Below are 15,654 nucleotides of genomic sequence, written 5' to 3' on the forward strand. Positions count from 1 at the left end.
ACGGCCGGCTACTTGGCTTCCAGGCCGTATCGGGGGAATGCCAGATCGCCGGCATAGCGGGCGGCGTCGCCGAGCGCTTCCTCGATGCGCAGCAGCTGGTTGTATTTGGCGACACGCTCGCTGCGCGCCGGCGCGCCGGTCTTGATCTGCCCGCACCCCACGGCCACCGCGAGATCGGCAATCGTGGTGTCCTCCGTCTCGCCGCTGCGGTGGCTCATCATCGTGCGGTACCCGCTGTGGTGGGCCAGCGCCACCGCGTCGAGCGTCTCAGTCAACGTTCCGATCTGGTTTACCTTGACCAGTAAGGCATTTGCCGCACCCTTGTCGATACCCTCTTCGAGCCGTTCGGGATTGGTGACAAACAGGTCGTCGCCGACGATCTGCACCCGGTCCCCGATCGCCGTCGTCAACGCAATCCAACCGTCCCAGTCGTCTTCGGACAGCGGATCCTCAATGGACACAAGCGGATACGAGTCCAGCAGTTCGGCGTAGAAGCGGGTCATCTCGTCGGCGCTACGGGTGCTGTTCTCGAAGCTGTAGCCGGTGCCGTCGGCGTAGAACTCGGTGGCCGCCGCGTCGAGCGCCAACGCCACGTCTGCGCCGAGTTTGAAACCCGCGGATTCGATCGCCAGGCCGATCACGTCCAGCGCCGCCTTGGTGCCCGGCACGTCGGGGGCGAAACCGCCCTCGTCGCCGAGGCCGGTGGACAAACCCTGCTTCTTCAGTTCCGCTTTGAGCGCGTGGTAGACCTCCGCGCCCCAGCGCAGCGCCTCGGAGAAGCTCGCGGCGCCGATCGGGGCCACCATGAATTCCTGAATGTCCACACCGGTGTCGGCGTGCGCGCCGCCGTTGAGGATGTTCATCATCGGCACCGGAAGGATGTGCGCGTTGGGCCCGCCGAGGTAGCGGAATAGTGGTAGCTCGGCCGAGTCGGCGGCGGCCTTGGCGACGGCCAGCGAGACGCCGAGGATCGCGTTGGCACCCAGCCGGGACTTGTCCGGGGTGCCGTCAAGGTCCACCAGTGCCTGGTCGACCAGCCGCTGGTCGTCGGCGGACAGTCCGATCACGGCCGGCGCGATCTCGTCGAGCACGACCTGCACGGCCTTCTTCACGCCCTTGCCGCCGTAGCGCTCGCCGCCGTCGCGCAGTTCGACGGCCTCGTGCTCCCCGGTCGACGCTCCGGAGGGCACCGCTGCCCGCGCGAATGTCCCGTCCATCAGGGCCACCTCGACCTCGACGGTCGGATTGCCGCGGGAATCGAGGATCTCGCGGGCCCCGACCTGCTCGATAATGGGCACTGGCTTCTCCTTGTTTTGCTAGCTGCGGATCGGGTCCAAGCCTAAAGGCGATCGCAAGCGCGGCGGAGCCGGGCGCTGGGGGACGCCGACCATCAGCCTAGAGGCGATCGCTAGCGCGGCGGAGCCGGGCGCAGCGGGTCGCCGACCATGAACCTAGAGCGGGCTGCCCGCCGCATAGGCGGTGGCCCAATCCCGCACCGCACGCGCGTACTGGTCGGAGTTGTTGTAGGCCCGTAGCGCGGTGATCCACCCTCGCGGTGTGGCGAGATCCTTTCCGCGCCAACATAAATAGCCCGCTGCCGACAGCGCGGCGTCGTCGATGTTGTCGACGCTGACTATTCCGTCGTTGTTGGCGTCCACCCCGTAGAGGCGCCACGTCTCCGGAATGAACTGCATGGGGCCCATGGCCCGTATCGTGCCGTCGTCGTCGGCGAGGCCGCCGGCCTCACTGTCGACGATGTGGAGCGTGCCGCCGCTGCCGTCGAGGCGCACGCCCCGGATCGGCGGACGCACATCGCCGTTGGGCGCAATCGTCGCGTGGCGATAGGTGCCGTGATGGCTCTCGATCTCGCCGATGCCGGCCAGCGTCGTCCACGACATGTGGCAGTTGGGGTTCTCGACTTCGGCAACCCGAGCGGCGTAGGCGTAGGCCTCCAGCGCGATGACCGGGATTTCCAGCCTCGCCGCACGCTCGACCGCCCACTCGTAGAGCTGGTCGGCCGGCCGGCCTTTGGCGTGGGTATCCACGGCCGGCACGGGATCCCCTGCCGGTGGCGGCACGCCCTTGGGAATCGGTGTGCCCAGTTGCCACGTGCAACTCGATGCCAGCAGCAGGGCCGTCGCCCCCACGACGGCGACCGCGCGTAGCCAACGCACCGGCGACACGGAACTCCCTTGATACTCCCCTGGACCACGTTTCCTTCGACCATGGTCCCACGGGAAACGATCGGGCCTCCCCGTCACGGCTGCCGACAGCGCGCTGTGTCCTGGATTTCGAGGCCGAATAGGGACCGGTTGAGGCTGATGGGACAGATACTTCGGCCACCATTGTGTCCGTCGCCACGGCGCTCACCTCAGTTGTCGATCTCGTGGACTGCGGCAGCCTCCGATCGTCAAAGTCCGAACTTGACCCGAGCCTCCTGCGTGACCGGAGTGAACAGGTTGACGAGATTCCCATCTGGGTCGCGGAACAACAGCGCGCGGTTCCCCCACGGCATGGTTGTCGGTTCTGTCACCACTTCGCCCACCCGCCCGCGAAGTCGCTCGTACTCGGCATCCACGTCGTCGACGATGAACTCCACAATCGCGCTGCGGTTGGCTGCAGGCTCGGCGGATCCTTCTCCGAACAGTGGGACGGTCTTGTCGCTACCGATAGCCAGCGTGCCAATCGGCGTCGGAATCTCGGCGAACAGTTCGTTTCCCCATACCGCGGAGGTTTCGGTGACCAACTCGTAGAAATCGACGAGCCGATTGACGTCGGCCGTGATGATTCGGGTCGAAATGAACTTCATGAAGCTCTCCTTACGGGTCGTGGTGGATGGGTCGTGGTGGCCGTTGGGTTCGTGATGTTATGCGGTGGCACCGACAATTCCGGCGGTGCTGCTAGCGGAGTCGAGGGTGTGATGGGTTTGGCGGCCAATCAGGCTGTGCCGCTTGGCAGATGATGACGCCCAGCCCCGCCGCGGATTGAGCGGCCGAGACTTGTCAGACCTGGGTGCGATGATGCGGTTATGTCTTCGATCAGCGCTTCGGCTGCCGCAGAGGTGCGCCCTATTGATCGCCTTGAGGTGCTTTTTGAGGAGTTGGCGGAGTTGGCCGGTCAGCGCAACGCCATTGATGCCCGGGTGGTGCAGATCGCTGCGGAGATGGAGCGCGACGAGCTGTGGGGGATGACCGGGGTGCGCTCACTGGCGGCGCTGGTGGCCTGGAAGCTGGGCTTGTCCTCGGGCAGCGCGCACACCATCGCCACGGTGGCGCGCCGGCTCGAGGAGTTTCCGCGCTGCGCTGCCGGGATGGCCGAGGGCCGGCTGTCGCTAGATCAGCTCGGGGTGATCGCCGCGCGGGCGGGGGAGGGCTCGGATGAGCATTACGCGCAGCTAGCGGCGGTGGCCACGGTCAGCCAACTGCGCACCGCGGTCAAACTCGAACCACGACCCGACCCCGATTCGCGGCCGGAGCCGCAGCCCTCGATCACCAAAACCTGCGATGAGCAGTTGACGTGTTGGCGGATCAAACTCGCCCACGACCAGGCGGCCAAGTTCGACGCGGCGCTGGCCTCGCATCGCGATGCGCTATTCGCCGAGTGGAAAGCCGACCGCGATGGCGGGCGGGTCTCCGAGACTGCGCCGCCGCCGCCCACCACCCTGGAGGCGTTCATGCGCCTGGTCGAATCCGGCTGGGACACCGAGGTCACCCGGCGCCCGCACGGCCAGCACACCACCGTGGTGGCCCACCTCGACGTCGAGCAGCAGGTGGCGGCGCTGCATCTGGGTCCGCTGCTCTGCGATGCCGACCGCCAATACCTGACCTGTGACGCCACTTGTGAGGTGTGGTTCGAACGCAACGGCCAGCCCATCGGGGCCGGGCGCACCACCCGGGTGATCAGCCGGCGGCTACGCCGTGCGCTCGAGCATCGCGACCACTGCTGCGTGGTGCCCGGCTGTGGGGCCACCCGCGGCCTGCACGCCCACCACATCCGGCATTGGGAAGACGGCGGGCCCACCGAGTTGTGCAACCTGGTGCTGGTCTGCCCCTACCATCATCGGCTGCACCACCGCGGCGAGATCACCATCAGCGGCACCGCCAAGGATCTGATCGTCACCGACAGCGACGGCCAACGCCTCAGCTCAGCATCACTCGCACGGCCCCCGACCCAGCCCCCACCGAATGTCCCACCATGGTCAGGGCCCCTCGGCGAACGCGCCGACTGGTGGTGGTACGACCCCTTCCAACCCCAACCCCCACCAACACCCAACTGAGGTTTGGCTATCGAAGCCCAAACACGTTGAGGTGTAAACGAATTCGTTTGCCAGATTTTGACGATGCCCTAATCTGAATCGTCGGATGAAGGTCCTTCGATGCTTTCGTCGTCGTCCGCGAAGCGTTCCATTGCGGCGTCGTGCGGTTCCGCAGCCTCGTCGTCGACGATCTCCTCGGGTACCGCCGGCGGCCAGTAAGCCCGCCACTCCTCCTCGGTGACCGTCCCGAGCGGAGCGGCGTCGAGCTCCTCGGGGACGTCATCGCCGCGACGCCCGGCGGCGATCGCCTTCTCCGTATAGCGAACGGTGTCCATGAACTCCAGAACCGCCGTGCGCAAAGCATTTTCGGCGTCGACGTCGGCGCCGATCGTGACCGAGGTGATGTCGGGCGGAATCAGGTCAGCGGGAACTCCGGCCCGGGCGGCTCGCTGAACAACCTTCTGAGCCAGCGCCAAAGCCGGCTGCGCCGTGGGCACGTTGTCCATCACCGAATTCCGCGGCTTCTCGGCAGCTTTGCGCTCCTCCCACTGCGCCAGCTGTTCGTCCAGCGAAATCTCTTCTCCGGCAAGAACTCCCGGGACGCGGTTGCCGAGCTTACGCACCAGCGTGTCGGCGACGTCGTCGATGGTGAAGGGATGCTGCGGCGCGTCCTCGGCGATGCGGGCGTGAAAGAGCACCTGCAGCAACACATCGCCGAGTTCCTCGCGCAGCTCGTCGGCGTTACCGCCGCGCACCGCGTCGAACAGCTCGTAGGTCTCCTCGAGCAGAAACCGCCGCAGCGAGTCGTGCGTTTGCTCGCTTTCCCACGGCCCCGTCGTGCGCAGCTTGTCCATCATCGCGACGGCGTCGACAAGGCGCTCGCCGGGCTGGTGATCCGGTGCCGCAATGAGCCGCTCGCCAGCGGCCAGGCGGGCGGTGACCGCCGGATGCTCGGGGTCCGACGACAGCAGCACCGGAGCGTCGTCGCCGGTGTGGGCCGGCCGTGCCGCAGGCAGCGTCCACGGGACCGCGACAGGCATCTCCTCGGTGTATTGCACCTCGCCCATGAGCAGTTCGATGGCTTCGACCGGAATCAGCGAGGGGCGGCGAGGGTCGACCAGGACGACAGTCACTGAGCACCACTCACGGAGCTCGTTATACCAACCGGTTTCCCGTTGAGCGCCGATATCAGATCGGCCACCATGCCGACCAGTTCGAGATCACGGATCCGCGGCGCACCGACACCGCCGGCCCGCGGAATCGGCACCTGCACCGTCGCCGTCGTCGCGCGGTACCGCGCCGCGGGATAAAGACGCTTGAGCCGCACCTGGGCGGAGTCGGGCAGCACCATCGGCGCCAGCCGCACCGTCGCCTCCGACACCGAGGAGACTTCGGTGATGCCGGCCTCGCGGCACAGCAACCGCAGCCGAGCCACCGCCACCAACCGCTGCGCCGGCTCGGGCAGCGCGCCGTAGCGGTCCGTGAGCTCTTCCACGACGGCGGCGATCTCGTCGTCGGAGCCCGCCGCGGCCAGCCGCCGGTAGCCCTCCAGCCGCAGGCGGTCGCTGGGAATGTAGTCCGGCGGCAGGTGGGCATCCACCGGCAGATCAATCCGCACTTCCTTGGGTTCCTCGGAGCTGGTGACGGTCTTGCCGTCGGCGGCAGCGCGATACGCCTCGACCGCCTCGCCCACCAGCCGCACGTACAGGTCGAAACCCACGCCGGCGACGTGGCCGGACTGCTCGACACCCAGCACGTTGCCCGCGCCGCGAATCTCCAGGTCCTTCATCGCCACCGCCATGCCGGCGCCCAGTTCGTTGTTCTGCGCGATCGTGGCCAGCCGGTCATAGGCGGTTTCGGTCAGCGGGGCGTGCTGCGGATACAGGAAATAGGCGTAGCCGCGCTCCCGGCTGCGCCCGACTCGGCCCCGCAGCTGGTGCAGCTGGGACAGCCCGAACGTGTCGGCCCGCTCGACGATCAGCGTGTTGGCGTTGGAGATGTCCAGGCCGGTCTCGACGATCGTGGTGCACACCAGGATGTCGTATTCGCGGTTCCAGAACCCCTGCACAGTGCGTTCCAGCAGATCCTCGTTCATCTGGCCGTGGGCGACGACGACGCGGGCCTCGGGCACCAGCGAGCGCACCCGGGCGGCGGCGGCGTCGATGGAGCTGACCCGGTTGTGCACGTAGAAGGCCTGGCCTTCGCGCAGCAACTCGCGCCGTAGCGCGGCGGCGATCTGCTTGTCGTCGTGCGGGCCCACATAGGTCAGCACCGGGTAACGCTCTTCCGGCGGGGTCAAGATCGTCGACATCTCCCGGATGCCGGCCAGGCTCATCTCCAGCGTGCGCGGGATCGGCGTGGCGCTCATCGTCAGCACGTCGACGTGGGTACGCAGGCTCTTGATGTGCTCCTTGTGCTCGACGCCGAACCGCTGTTCCTCGTCGACAACCACCAGGCCGAGGTCTTTCCAGCGCACGCCGGTCTGCAGCAGCCGGTGGGTGCCGATCACGATGTCGACGGACCCGTCGGCCATCCCGTCGATCACGGCGCGCGACTCGGCGGGATCGGTGAATCGGGACAGCCCCTTGACGGTCACCGGGAACCCGGCCATCCGCTCCCGGAACGTCTCCAGATGCTGGTCGGCCAGCAGTGTCGTCGGCACCAGCACCGCGACCTGCTTGCCGTCCTGGACTGCCTTGAACGCCGCCCGCACCGCGATTTCGGTCTTGCCGTAGCCGACGTCGCCGCAGATCACCCGGTCCATCGGGACCGGTTTTTCCATGTCGGCCTTGACCTCGGTGATCGCCGTGAGCTGGTCATGCGTTTCGGTGAACCCGAACGCGTCTTCCATCTCGGCCTGCCATGGCGTGTCCGGTCCGAACGCGTATCCCGGCGCGGCCTGACGCTTGGCGTACAGCGACACCAGCTCGCCGGCGATCTCGCGAACTGCTTTGCGCGCCTTGGTTTTTGTGTTAGCCCAGTCGCTGCCGCCGAGCCTTGACAACGCCGGCGCCTGCCCGCCGACATACCGCGACAGCTGGTCCAGCGAGTCCATTGGGACATAAAGCTTGTCGGAGCCACCGCCCCGTTTGCTCGACGCGTACTCAAGCACCAGGTATTCGCGCCGAGCACCGCCGACGATGCGTTCGGTCATCTCGACGAACCGCCCGATGCCGTGCTGGTCGTGGACCACCAGGTCGCCGGCGGTCAGCGCCAACGGGTCGACGACGTTGCGGCGCTTGGCCGCCAGCCGCTTGCCCTCGGTGGCGGTGACGCGGTTTCCGGTCAGGTCGGTCTCGGTGATGATCACCAGCGCCGCACCCGGGATGACCACGCCGTCGTGCAGAGGTCCCTTGAGCACGCAGACGACGCCGGGCTTCGGCTCCGCTCCGGGATCCAATAGCGTTGCGGGCGTGTCGGATTCGGCGAGCTGTTCGACGACGCGGTGCGCGGTTCCGGTTCCGGGTGCGACGACGGCGGCGCATCCACCGGTCGCGACGTGGCCGCGTAGCATCGCGAAGATCTCGTCGATGTCGCGCTGGTGGCCGCGGGCCGAGGGCGCGGAGCGCACGTCCAGTTCGATCGCCGACTCGTCGGAGAGCTGGCTCAACGTCCACCACGCGTGCCCGGATGCCCGTGCCGCGTCGCGAACCTCGTCGAAGCCGCGGAAGCCTGAGCCGCCCAGTTGCTCGACGTCGATCGGCGCGTCTGACCCCAGCGCCGCCACCGACCAGGACGCCTCGAGAAACTCGCGACCAGTCTTGATCAGGTCCGCGGCGCGGGTGCGGACCTTTTCCGGGTCGCAGACCAGCACCGGGGTGCCGTCGGCGAGCTGATCAGTGAGCAGCGACAGGTCGTCGGGCCGCAGCACCGGCAGCAGTGCTTCCATGCCGTCGACCGGAATGCCCTCGGCGAGCTTGGCCAGTATGTCCGCGACGCTGCCGGTGACAGTGTCCTCTCTCGGGGGATGCTGCGCGCTCAGCTCGGCGGCGCGGCGGCGGACGTCGTCGGTCAGCAGCAGTTCCCGGCAGGCCACGGCGACCACGGTGTCGACGTCGATTTCGGGGATGGAACGCTGGTCGGCGACGGCGAACATCCGCATTTCGCTGACTTCGTCGCCCCAGAACTCGACGCGCACGGGGTGCTCGGCGGTCGGCGGGAAGACGTCGAGAATGCCGCCGCGGACGGCGAATTCGCCGCGCCGGCCGACCATGTCGACCCGGGTGTAGGCCAGCTCGACCAGCCGGGCGATCACGTCTTCGAACGCGATCTCGTCGCCGATGGCCAGGGTCAGCGGTTCCAGCTGACCCAGCTGCGGCGTCATCGGCTGCAGCAGCGAACGCACCGAAGTGACGACCACCTGCAGCGGCGGGCCCAGGCGGGCGTCGTCGGGATGGGCCAGCCGGCGCAGCAGCATCAGCCGGGCGCCGACGGTGTCGACGCCGGGCGAGAGCCGCTCGTGCGGCAGCGTCTCCCAGGACGGGAACATCGCCGCCGCGTCGCCGAACACGCCGCGCAACTCTGCGGTCAGGTCGTCGGCTTCCCGGCCGGTGGCCGTGACCACCAGCAGCGGACCCTGACGAGCCAGCGCGGCGGCGACGAACAGCCGGGCGCTGGCCGGTCCGACCAGCGTCAATTCGGCGGGTCGATCGGCGCTCTGCTCGATGAGTTGGGCAAACGTTGGCGCGCGCAGCGCCAACTCCACCAGCCCCGCGATCGGGGTTTCGGTCATGATGGCCGCCATTGTATGCGGCGACCGATTCACGTTGCGGCACTGGCCAACCCGGGTGATCGGCGCCACATCGGCTGGGGCGCCCATCGAACGTCGTCAATTTCGGCCTCGGCGCCGTCAAGGATTCGTAAGGATCGCGGCGCCCGGCGACGCTCCGGCGTTGATTGAAAGCATGACAACAACATTGGTGGACATCCTTCCGTCCATCGGTTACGCGGCCCCGCCGCGGTTCCATCCGGCGGTGTGGCCGTTGACTGCGCACGCCGACGACGAGGGCCGGCTGTGCATCGGAGAGGTACCGCTCACCGATATCGCCGACGAGTTCCGCACCCCGGCCTACGTGCTCGACGAGGCCGACTTCCGGGCGCGGGCCCGCCGTTACCGGCACGCGCTGCGCGACGCGGAGGTCGTCTATGCGGGCAAGTCACTGCTGACCATCGCGGTGGCGCGTTGGGCGCGCGAAGAGGGCCTGTCTGTCGACGTCTGCTCGGCCGGTGAGCTCGCCACCGCCCTGGCGGCCGGAGTGAAACCGGCTCGCCTCATCATGCACGGCAACGCGAAATCCGACGACGAGTTGCGCAGCGCGGTGCGCGTCGGGGTCGGGCGCATCGTGGTGGATTCCTGCATCGAGATCGCCTACCTCGCCGGGCTGGTGACCCGGCGCCAGCGGGTGCTGGTCCGGGTCACGCCCGACATCGACATTCACGGGCACCGCGCCGTCACCACCGGTGTCAGCGACCAGAAGTTCGGGTTCACGCTCGACGCCGGCCGGGCGGCGGAAGCGGTGGCCCGAGTGCTGGCCCACCCCAACCTCGACCTGATCGGGCTGCACTGCCATATCGGCTCACAGGTCGCCGACGCGGCGCTGTACGGCGAAGCGATTCGCCGGATGATCGCCGCGATGGCCGACATCCGGGCCCGGCACGGCGTAATCCTCACCGAACTCAACATCGGTGGCGGCCACGCGATCCCTTACCTGCCGGGCGATCCGGAGCTCGACCTCGACGAGCTGGCAGGCGTCATCGATGACGCGCTCGATGCGGCCTGTGCCGCCGAACATTTCCCCCGACCGGCGATCGTCGTCGAGCCCGGCCGGGCGATCAGTGCCCGCGCCGGCGTCACGCTCTACGAGGTGCAAGCCGTCAAGACTCAGCCCGGGGGGCGGACCTTCGTCGCCGTCGACGGCGGCATGAGCGACAACCCGCGGGTGGCCCTGTACGACGCGAAATACACTGTGGCACTGGCGAACCGGCACTCGTTGGCGCCGCGCCAGCGCGTCACCGTTGCGGGCCGGCACTGCGAATCCGGTGACGAGATCGCCCGCGACGTCGAGCTGCCGGCCGACGTGCATCCCGGCGACCTGCTTGCCGTGGCGTGCACCGGCGCATACCACCACAGCATGGCGTCGAACTACAACATGGTCGGCCGGCCGCCGCTGGTGGCGGTCAAAGACGGCCGGGCCCGCGAACTGGTCCGCCGCGAAACGATCGCCGACCTGTTAGCGCGCGACCGCGGCTGATTGCGGCGACCCGCCGCGGGCTGACTACTCGTCCTGCAGGTGCGGGTCGGCTTCCAGATGGGTCAGGCCGTTCCACATCAGGTTCACCAGATGCGCCGCAACGACTTCTTTCTTGGGTTCCCGGGTGTCGAGCCACCACTGCGCGGTCATCGACACCGAGCCGACCAGCGCCTGGGCATATAGCGGAGCCAGTTCCGGGTCCAGGCCGCGACGGGCGAAGTCGCCGGCCAGGATCGAGCTGACCTGGCTGACGGCGTCATTGAGCAGGCTGGAGTAGGTGCCCGAGCTGATGGACGCCGGCGAGTCGCGGATCATGATCCGGAAGCCGTCGGTGCGCTCCTCGACGTAGGTCAGCAGCGCCAGCGCCACCCGTTCGACACGCACCCGGGACCGGTTGTTGGTCAGCGATGACGTGATGCCGTCCAGCAACGCCGACATCTCCCGGTCGACGACGACGGCGTACAGCCCTTCCTTGCCGCCGAAATGCTCGTAGACCACCGGCTTGGACACGTTGGCCCGCAGCGCGATCTCCTCGATCGAGGTGCCGTCGTAGCCGCGTTCGGCGAACAGCGAGCGTGCGATGTCGATCAGCTGATGGCGGCGCTCGCTACCGGTCATTCTGGCGCGCGGCGCGCGCACCTCTTTGTCCGGCGCAGCCACGTCTATCAGCCTATCCGCTTGCATGGGCCCAATCGCCCGACTCTCCCCCATCGCGCTTCGCGCTCTGCATCGCCTTCGGGCTAGAGTCGTCGCTGGCGAACAGTCCGTCGTGGTGTAATCGGCAGCACATCAGATTTTGGTTCTGAGAGTTCAGGTTCGAGTCCTGGCGACGGAGCTGGGCCGCGCTTCCAGCCACAAAAACAGCGGCATCCGCGTCCACTGCTCCATGCGCTCGTAGGCGGGATCGGGTATCGGTTCGCGCAGCGCGGTGATGGCCAGCCCGGCATCCGTCAGCGCCGCGGTGTAAGCCTCCAACGGCTGCGACCAGCCGGCGAAACGCATCTGCAGGCCGTCGCGCTCCTCCACTCCTTCGAATCGCCGCCGATCGAAGTAGCCGTCCGTATCGGTGAACGGGTGCACGACTGAGACGACCAGTCGTCCCGCGGATCGCATGACCCGCCGGATCTCCCGCACCGCGCCGGGCAGGTCGTCGACGTCCATGAGCATGTTGTAGGCGACGACGAGATCGAAGCTGGCGTCGGCGAACGGCAACCGGCTGGCTTCGGCCACCACATAGCTGTGTGCGGACTGCGCATCAACGGCCGCGTCGACCATCGCCTCCACCGCATCGGCTGCGGTGACCCGATAGCCCAGCGCCACCAACTCGCGCGACACCCGCCCCTCGCCGCACCCGACGTCCAGAGCAACACCGCTGCCGCGACCGATGAAGGCGGTCAGCGACTGCCGATACGCCCAGAACGCGTCGTGGTCCGGGGTGCGGGCCCACGCCACCCAGTCCTGTGCGACGCGCGACCAGTGTCGACGGTCGTCCCCCGTGTTGGTCATGGATGCATCTTTTTGCGGCGAGCGTGCGGATAATGACACGCTGAACGGCGTGTCGGCGTACAAACACGCACACTCGCGGCAGGAGTCCTCATGACAGCTCACGGCGACACCGCGGTCCTGGTCCTGGCGGCGGGGGCCGGCACCCGGATGCGCTCGGATACCCCCAAGGTGCTGCACCCGATCGCCGGCCGCAGCATGCTGGCCCATTGCCTGCACGCGATCGCCAAGCTTGCACCGCAACACCTGGTCGTGGTGCTCGGTCAAAACCACGACCGCATCGCCCCGGTGGTGGCCGAGCTGGCCGACACGCTGGGCCGGCCCGTCGACGTGGCGATGCAGGACCAGCAGCTGGGCACCGGGCACGCGGTGCTGTGCGGATTGTCGGCCCTGCCCGACGACTTCGGCGGCGTCGTCGTCGTGACTTCCGGCGACATCCCGCTGCTCGACGCCGACACGCTGGCCGACCTGATCGCCACGCACAACTCGGGATCGGCGGCGGTGACGATGCTGACCACCACCCTCGACGACCCGACGGGCTACGGCCGCATCCTGCGCACCCAGGACCGCGAGGTGATCGCGATCGTCGAGCAGGCCGACGCCACCCCGTCGCAGCAGCAGATCCGCGAGGTCAACGCCGGGGTCTACGCCTTCGACATCGCCCCGCTGCGCTCGGCGCTGAGCCGGCTATCCGCCGACAACGCCCAACACGAGCTCTACCTCACCGACGTCGTTTCCATCGTCCGCCAGGACGGCCAGGTCGTCCACGCCCGGCACGTCGACGACAGCACGCTGGTGGCCGGCGTTAACAACCGGGTTCAGCTGGCCGAGCTGGCCGCCGAACTCAACCGCCGGATCGTGGCCACCCACCAGCTCGCCGGGGTTACCGTCGTCGACCCCGCCACCACCTGGATCGACGTCGACGTGGCGATCGGCCGCGACACCGTCATCGCACCCGGCACCCAGCTGCTGGGCCGCACCCGCATCGGCGGGCGCGCCACGATCGGCCCCGACACGACGCTGACCGACGTCACCGTCGGCGACGGCGCGTCGGTGATCCGCACCCACGGCACCTCATCGATCATCGGCGACGGCGCCGTTGTCGGGCCGTTCACCTACCTGCGGCCGGGTAGCGTGCTGGGCGCCGACGGCAAGCTGGGCGCGTTCGTCGAAACCAAGAACTCCACGATCGGCACCGGCACCAAGGTGCCGCACCTGACCTACGTCGGCGACGCCGATATCGGCGAGCACAGCAACATCGGCGCCTCCAGCGTATTCGTCAACTACGACGGCGAGTCCAAGGCACGCACCACGATCGGCTCGCACGTGCGCACCGGCTCGGACACCATGTTCGTCGCCCCGGTCACCGTCGGGGACGGCGCATACACCGGGGCCGGCACCGTCGTGCGCGACGACGTCCCGCCCGGAGCCCTGGCGGTGTCCGCCGGCCCGCAGCGCAACATCGAGAACTGGGTGCAGCGCAAGCGGCCGGGCAGCGCCGCCGCCCAGGCCGCCGAGAAGGCACAACAGCGGCCCGATCCCACGCCTTGACGGTTTCCTCTTTACTATTAGGCCACCATCTCGATCCGAACGGCGGGGGCATCACGTGAGCCGCGCCGGCGACGATGCAGAGCGGAGCGATGCGGAGGAGCGGCGCACATGAGCCACGACTGGACCGACAACCGCAAAAACCTGATGCTCTTCTCGGGTCGGGCACACCCCGAGCTGGCCGAACAGGTCGCCAAGGAGCTCGACGTCCACGTCACGGCGCAGACCGCGCGTGACTTCGCCAACGGCGAGATCTTCGTCCGCTTCCACGAATCGGTGCGCGGCTGCGACGCGTTCGTGCTGCAGTCCTACCCCGCCCCGGTCAACCAGTGGCTGGTCGAGCAGCTGATCATGATCGACGCGCTCAAGCGGGGCAGCGCCAAGCGGATCACCGCCGTGATGCCGTTCTATCCCTACGCCCGCCAGGACAAGAAGCACCGCGGCCGCGAGCCGATCTCGGCACGACTGGTCGCCGATTTGCTCAAGACCGCCGGAGCGGACCGGATCGTGACCGTCGACCTGCACACCGACCAGATCCAGGGCTTCTTCGACGGGCCGGTCGACCACATGCGCGCGCAGAACCTGCTCACCGGCTACATCAAGGACAACTACCCGGACGGCAACATGGTCGTGGTTTCGCCGGACTCCGGCCGGGTGCGCATCGCCGAGAAGTGGGCCGACTCGCTGGGCGGCGTGCCGCTGGCCTTCATCCACAAGACCCGCGACCCGCGAGTGCCCAACCAGGTGGTGTCCAACCGGGTGGTCGGCGAGGTGGAGGGGCGCACCTGCGTGCTGATCGACGACATGATCGACACCGGCGGCACCATCGCCGGAGCGGTCAAGCTGCTGCGCGACGAGGGCGCCTGTGACGTGATCATCGCGGCCAGCCACGGCGTGCTCTCCGAACCGGCGTCGCAGCGGCTGGCCGAATGCGGTGCCCGCGAGGTGATCGTCACCAACACGCTGCCTATCGAAGAGGACAAGCGGTTCGGCCAGCTCACTGTGCTCTCGATCGCCCCGCTGCTGGCCAGCACTATCCGCGCGGTCTTCGAAAACGGTTCTGTCACCGGCCTTTTCGATGGAGACGCGTAGATGCCGGACACCGTCATCTACCACAACCCGCGCTGCTCGACCTCCCGTAAGACACTGGAGTTGTTGCGCGACAATGGGATCGAGCCCACCGTCGTTGAGTATCTCAAGTCGCCGCCCAGCCGTGCGGAGCTGGCCACGATGATCCGCGATGCGGGTACCGGCGTGCGCGACGCGGTGCGCAAAAACGAAGACACGTACCGCCAGCTGGGGCTCGACGGCGCGAGCGACGACGAGCTGTTGGACGCCATGGCCGCCAACCCGATCCTGATCCAGCGTCCGTTCGTCGTGACCGCCAAGGGAACCCGACTGGGACGCCCGGTCGACGCGGTGCGCGAAATTCTGTGAAACGCCTGCTCGTCGCGGCCGCTCTGGTACTGCTGACCGCTGGGTGCGGGCCGAAAACGCCTGACTACCAATCTATCTGGACAACCAGCGCCACCTCCACCACGCCGACAAGCGCCGTCGCGCCGATTCCGTTCCCCAAGTACCTGGAACAACTCGGCGTCGGCGAACAGCCGGTGGCGCCCGACACGCTGACCGACCTGACCGTGTCGATACCCACACCGCCGGGCTGGTCGAAACACACCAGTCCCGCCATCCCGCCGTCGACCGAAGTAATCACCAAGGACGGTCCGTATCCGAACGCGATGCTGATCGTCGTGCGGCTGTTCGGGGAGTTCGATCCCCGCGACGCGATCAAGCACGGCAATGCCGATGCCGCGCGCGCGGAGAACTACCGGCAGCTCGACGCGTCCGACGCCGACTTCCACGGTTTTCCGTCGTCGATGATCCAGGGCAGCTACGACCTCGACGGCAAGCGGCTGCACACCTACAACCGGGTAGTCATCGCCACCGGCTCACCGCCCGACAGCCAGCGCTATCTGGTCCAGCTGGCGATCACGAGCCTGGCCGAGCAGGCCGTCACCGAGGCCGGGGACATCGAGAAGATCATCAACGGGTTCACAGTCGCGGCCAAGTAGCGCCCGGCATTACTAGGCTGACTGC

Annotated in this window: 13 protein-coding genes and 1 tRNA gene; 7 read left to right on the forward strand and 7 right to left on the reverse strand. The window is 67.9% G+C overall.

Translation table 11 applies throughout. The annotated features are described in order from the left end of the window. Window positions 1-8: 8 nt before the first annotated feature. From eno to MFM001_RS05410, 3 genes are all read right to left on the reverse strand, one after another. The gene (gene eno / locus MFM001_RS05400) at window positions 9-1,298 is read right to left on the reverse strand and encodes a phosphopyruvate hydratase (protein WP_116374219.1); all 1,290 of its coding nucleotides are present in this window, start codon (window positions 1,296-1,298) and stop codon (window positions 9-11) included. A 153-nt stretch (window positions 1,299-1,451) separates the two neighbouring features. Next, window positions 1,452-2,183, reverse strand: coding sequence for a lytic transglycosylase domain-containing protein (locus MFM001_RS05405; RefSeq protein ID WP_116374220.1), 732 nt, complete (start codon window positions 2,181-2,183; stop codon window positions 1,452-1,454). 227 nt (window positions 2,184-2,410) lie between these two features. Further along, window positions 2,411-2,809: a VOC family protein gene (locus MFM001_RS05410; RefSeq protein ID WP_116374221.1), complete on the reverse strand. Its 399-nt coding sequence runs from the start codon at window positions 2,807-2,809 to the stop codon at window positions 2,411-2,413. A 219-nt stretch (window positions 2,810-3,028) separates the two neighbouring features. Here MFM001_RS05410 and MFM001_RS05415 point away from each other — a divergent pair, with 219 nt between their 5' ends. Then, window positions 3,029-4,276: an HNH endonuclease signature motif containing protein gene (locus MFM001_RS05415; RefSeq protein ID WP_116374222.1), complete on the forward strand. Its 1,248-nt coding sequence runs from the start codon at window positions 3,029-3,031 to the stop codon at window positions 4,274-4,276. Between the two features lie 68 nt (window positions 4,277-4,344). On the opposite strand, the gene MFM001_RS05420 is transcribed toward MFM001_RS05415, so the two are convergent. Together MFM001_RS05420 and mfd are read right to left on the reverse strand one after the other, a co-directional pair. Continuing rightward, window positions 4,345-5,388, reverse strand: coding sequence for a nucleoside triphosphate pyrophosphohydrolase (locus MFM001_RS05420; protein WP_116374223.1), 1,044 nt, complete (start codon window positions 5,386-5,388; stop codon window positions 4,345-4,347). Further along, on the reverse strand, window positions 5,385-8,999 hold the full coding sequence (mfd, locus tag MFM001_RS05425) for a transcription-repair coupling factor (protein WP_116374224.1): 3,615 nt from the start codon (window positions 8,997-8,999) through the stop codon (window positions 5,385-5,387). Before mfd ends, MFM001_RS05420 begins: the two co-directional genes overlap by 4 nt. Window positions 9,000-9,159: 160 nt before the next feature. On the opposite strand from mfd, the gene lysA reads away from it, so the two are divergent. Further along, the gene (gene lysA, locus MFM001_RS05430; RefSeq protein ID WP_116374389.1) at window positions 9,160-10,506 is read left to right on the forward strand and encodes a diaminopimelate decarboxylase; all 1,347 of its coding nucleotides are present in this window, start codon (window positions 9,160-9,162) and stop codon (window positions 10,504-10,506) included. Window positions 10,507-10,530: 24 nt separating this feature from the next. On the opposite strand, the gene MFM001_RS05435 is transcribed toward lysA, so the two are convergent. Further along, window positions 10,531-11,124, reverse strand: coding sequence for a TetR/AcrR family transcriptional regulator (locus MFM001_RS05435; protein WP_139799488.1), 594 nt, complete (start codon window positions 11,122-11,124; stop codon window positions 10,531-10,533). Window positions 11,125-11,269: 145 nt separating this feature from the next. On the opposite strand from MFM001_RS05435, the gene MFM001_RS05440 reads away from it, so the two are divergent. Further along, a tRNA-Gln gene (locus MFM001_RS05440) sits at window positions 11,270-11,341 on the forward strand. On the opposite strand, the gene MFM001_RS05445 is transcribed toward MFM001_RS05440, so the two are convergent. Beyond that, window positions 11,317-12,012, reverse strand: coding sequence for a class I SAM-dependent methyltransferase (locus MFM001_RS05445; RefSeq protein WP_116374226.1), 696 nt, complete (start codon window positions 12,010-12,012; stop codon window positions 11,317-11,319). The genes MFM001_RS05440 and MFM001_RS05445 overlap by 25 nt on opposite strands. A gap of 90 nt (window positions 12,013-12,102) precedes the next feature. On the opposite strand from MFM001_RS05445, the gene glmU reads away from it, so the two are divergent. The 4 genes from glmU (at window position 12,103) to MFM001_RS05465 (ending at window position 15,629) form a co-directional block, all read left to right on the forward strand. Further along, a complete protein-coding gene (gene glmU, locus MFM001_RS05450) occupies window positions 12,103-13,560 on the forward strand; it encodes a bifunctional UDP-N-acetylglucosamine diphosphorylase/glucosamine-1-phosphate N-acetyltransferase GlmU (RefSeq protein ID WP_116374227.1) in 1,458 nt (485 codons plus the stop codon). 108 nt (window positions 13,561-13,668) lie between these two features. Then, complete coding sequence (locus MFM001_RS05455) at window positions 13,669-14,649, forward strand: ribose-phosphate diphosphokinase (RefSeq protein WP_116374228.1); 981 nt, start codon at window positions 13,669-13,671, stop codon at window positions 14,647-14,649. Continuing rightward, window positions 14,650-14,994: an arsenate reductase (glutaredoxin) gene (gene arsC, locus MFM001_RS05460; protein ID WP_116374229.1), complete on the forward strand. Its 345-nt coding sequence runs from the start codon at window positions 14,650-14,652 to the stop codon at window positions 14,992-14,994. Next, complete coding sequence (locus tag MFM001_RS05465; RefSeq protein WP_116374230.1) at window positions 14,991-15,629, forward strand: LpqN/LpqT family lipoprotein; 639 nt, start codon at window positions 14,991-14,993, stop codon at window positions 15,627-15,629. Before arsC ends, MFM001_RS05465 begins: the two co-directional genes overlap by 4 nt. Window positions 15,630-15,654 lie beyond the last annotated feature (25 nt).

Source organism: Mycobacterium sp. MFM001 (genome assembly GCF_003402475.1).
GTDB lineage: Bacteria > Actinomycetota > Actinomycetes > Mycobacteriales > Mycobacteriaceae > Mycobacterium.

What these genes read in the sequence shown, in the direction of transcription:
- MFM001_RS05410 (WP_116374221.1), bottom strand. Translation starts at nt 2,809, where the DNA reads ATGAAGTTCATTTCGACCCGAATCATCACGGCCGACGTCAATCGGCTC.
- MFM001_RS05415 (WP_116374222.1), top strand. Translation starts at nt 3,029, where the DNA reads ATGTCTTCGATCAGCGCTTCGGCTGCCGCAGAGGTGCGCCCTATTGAT.
- mfd (WP_116374224.1), bottom strand. Translation starts at nt 8,999, where the DNA reads ATGGCGGCCATCATGACCGAAACCCCGATCGCGGGGCTGGTGGAGTTG.
- lysA (WP_116374389.1), top strand. Translation starts at nt 9,160, where the DNA reads ATGACAACAACATTGGTGGACATCCTTCCGTCCATCGGTTACGCGGCC.
- MFM001_RS05435 (WP_139799488.1), bottom strand. Translation starts at nt 11,124, where the DNA reads ATGACCGGTAGCGAGCGCCGCCATCAGCTGATCGACATCGCACGCTCG.
- MFM001_RS05445 (WP_116374226.1), bottom strand. Translation starts at nt 12,012, where the DNA reads ATGACCAACACGGGGGACGACCGTCGACACTGGTCGCGCGTCGCACAG.
- glmU (WP_116374227.1), top strand. Translation starts at nt 12,103, where the DNA reads ATGACAGCTCACGGCGACACCGCGGTCCTGGTCCTGGCGGCGGGGGCC.
- MFM001_RS05455 (WP_116374228.1), top strand. Translation starts at nt 13,669, where the DNA reads ATGAGCCACGACTGGACCGACAACCGCAAAAACCTGATGCTCTTCTCG.
- arsC (WP_116374229.1), top strand. Translation starts at nt 14,650, where the DNA reads ATGCCGGACACCGTCATCTACCACAACCCGCGCTGCTCGACCTCCCGT.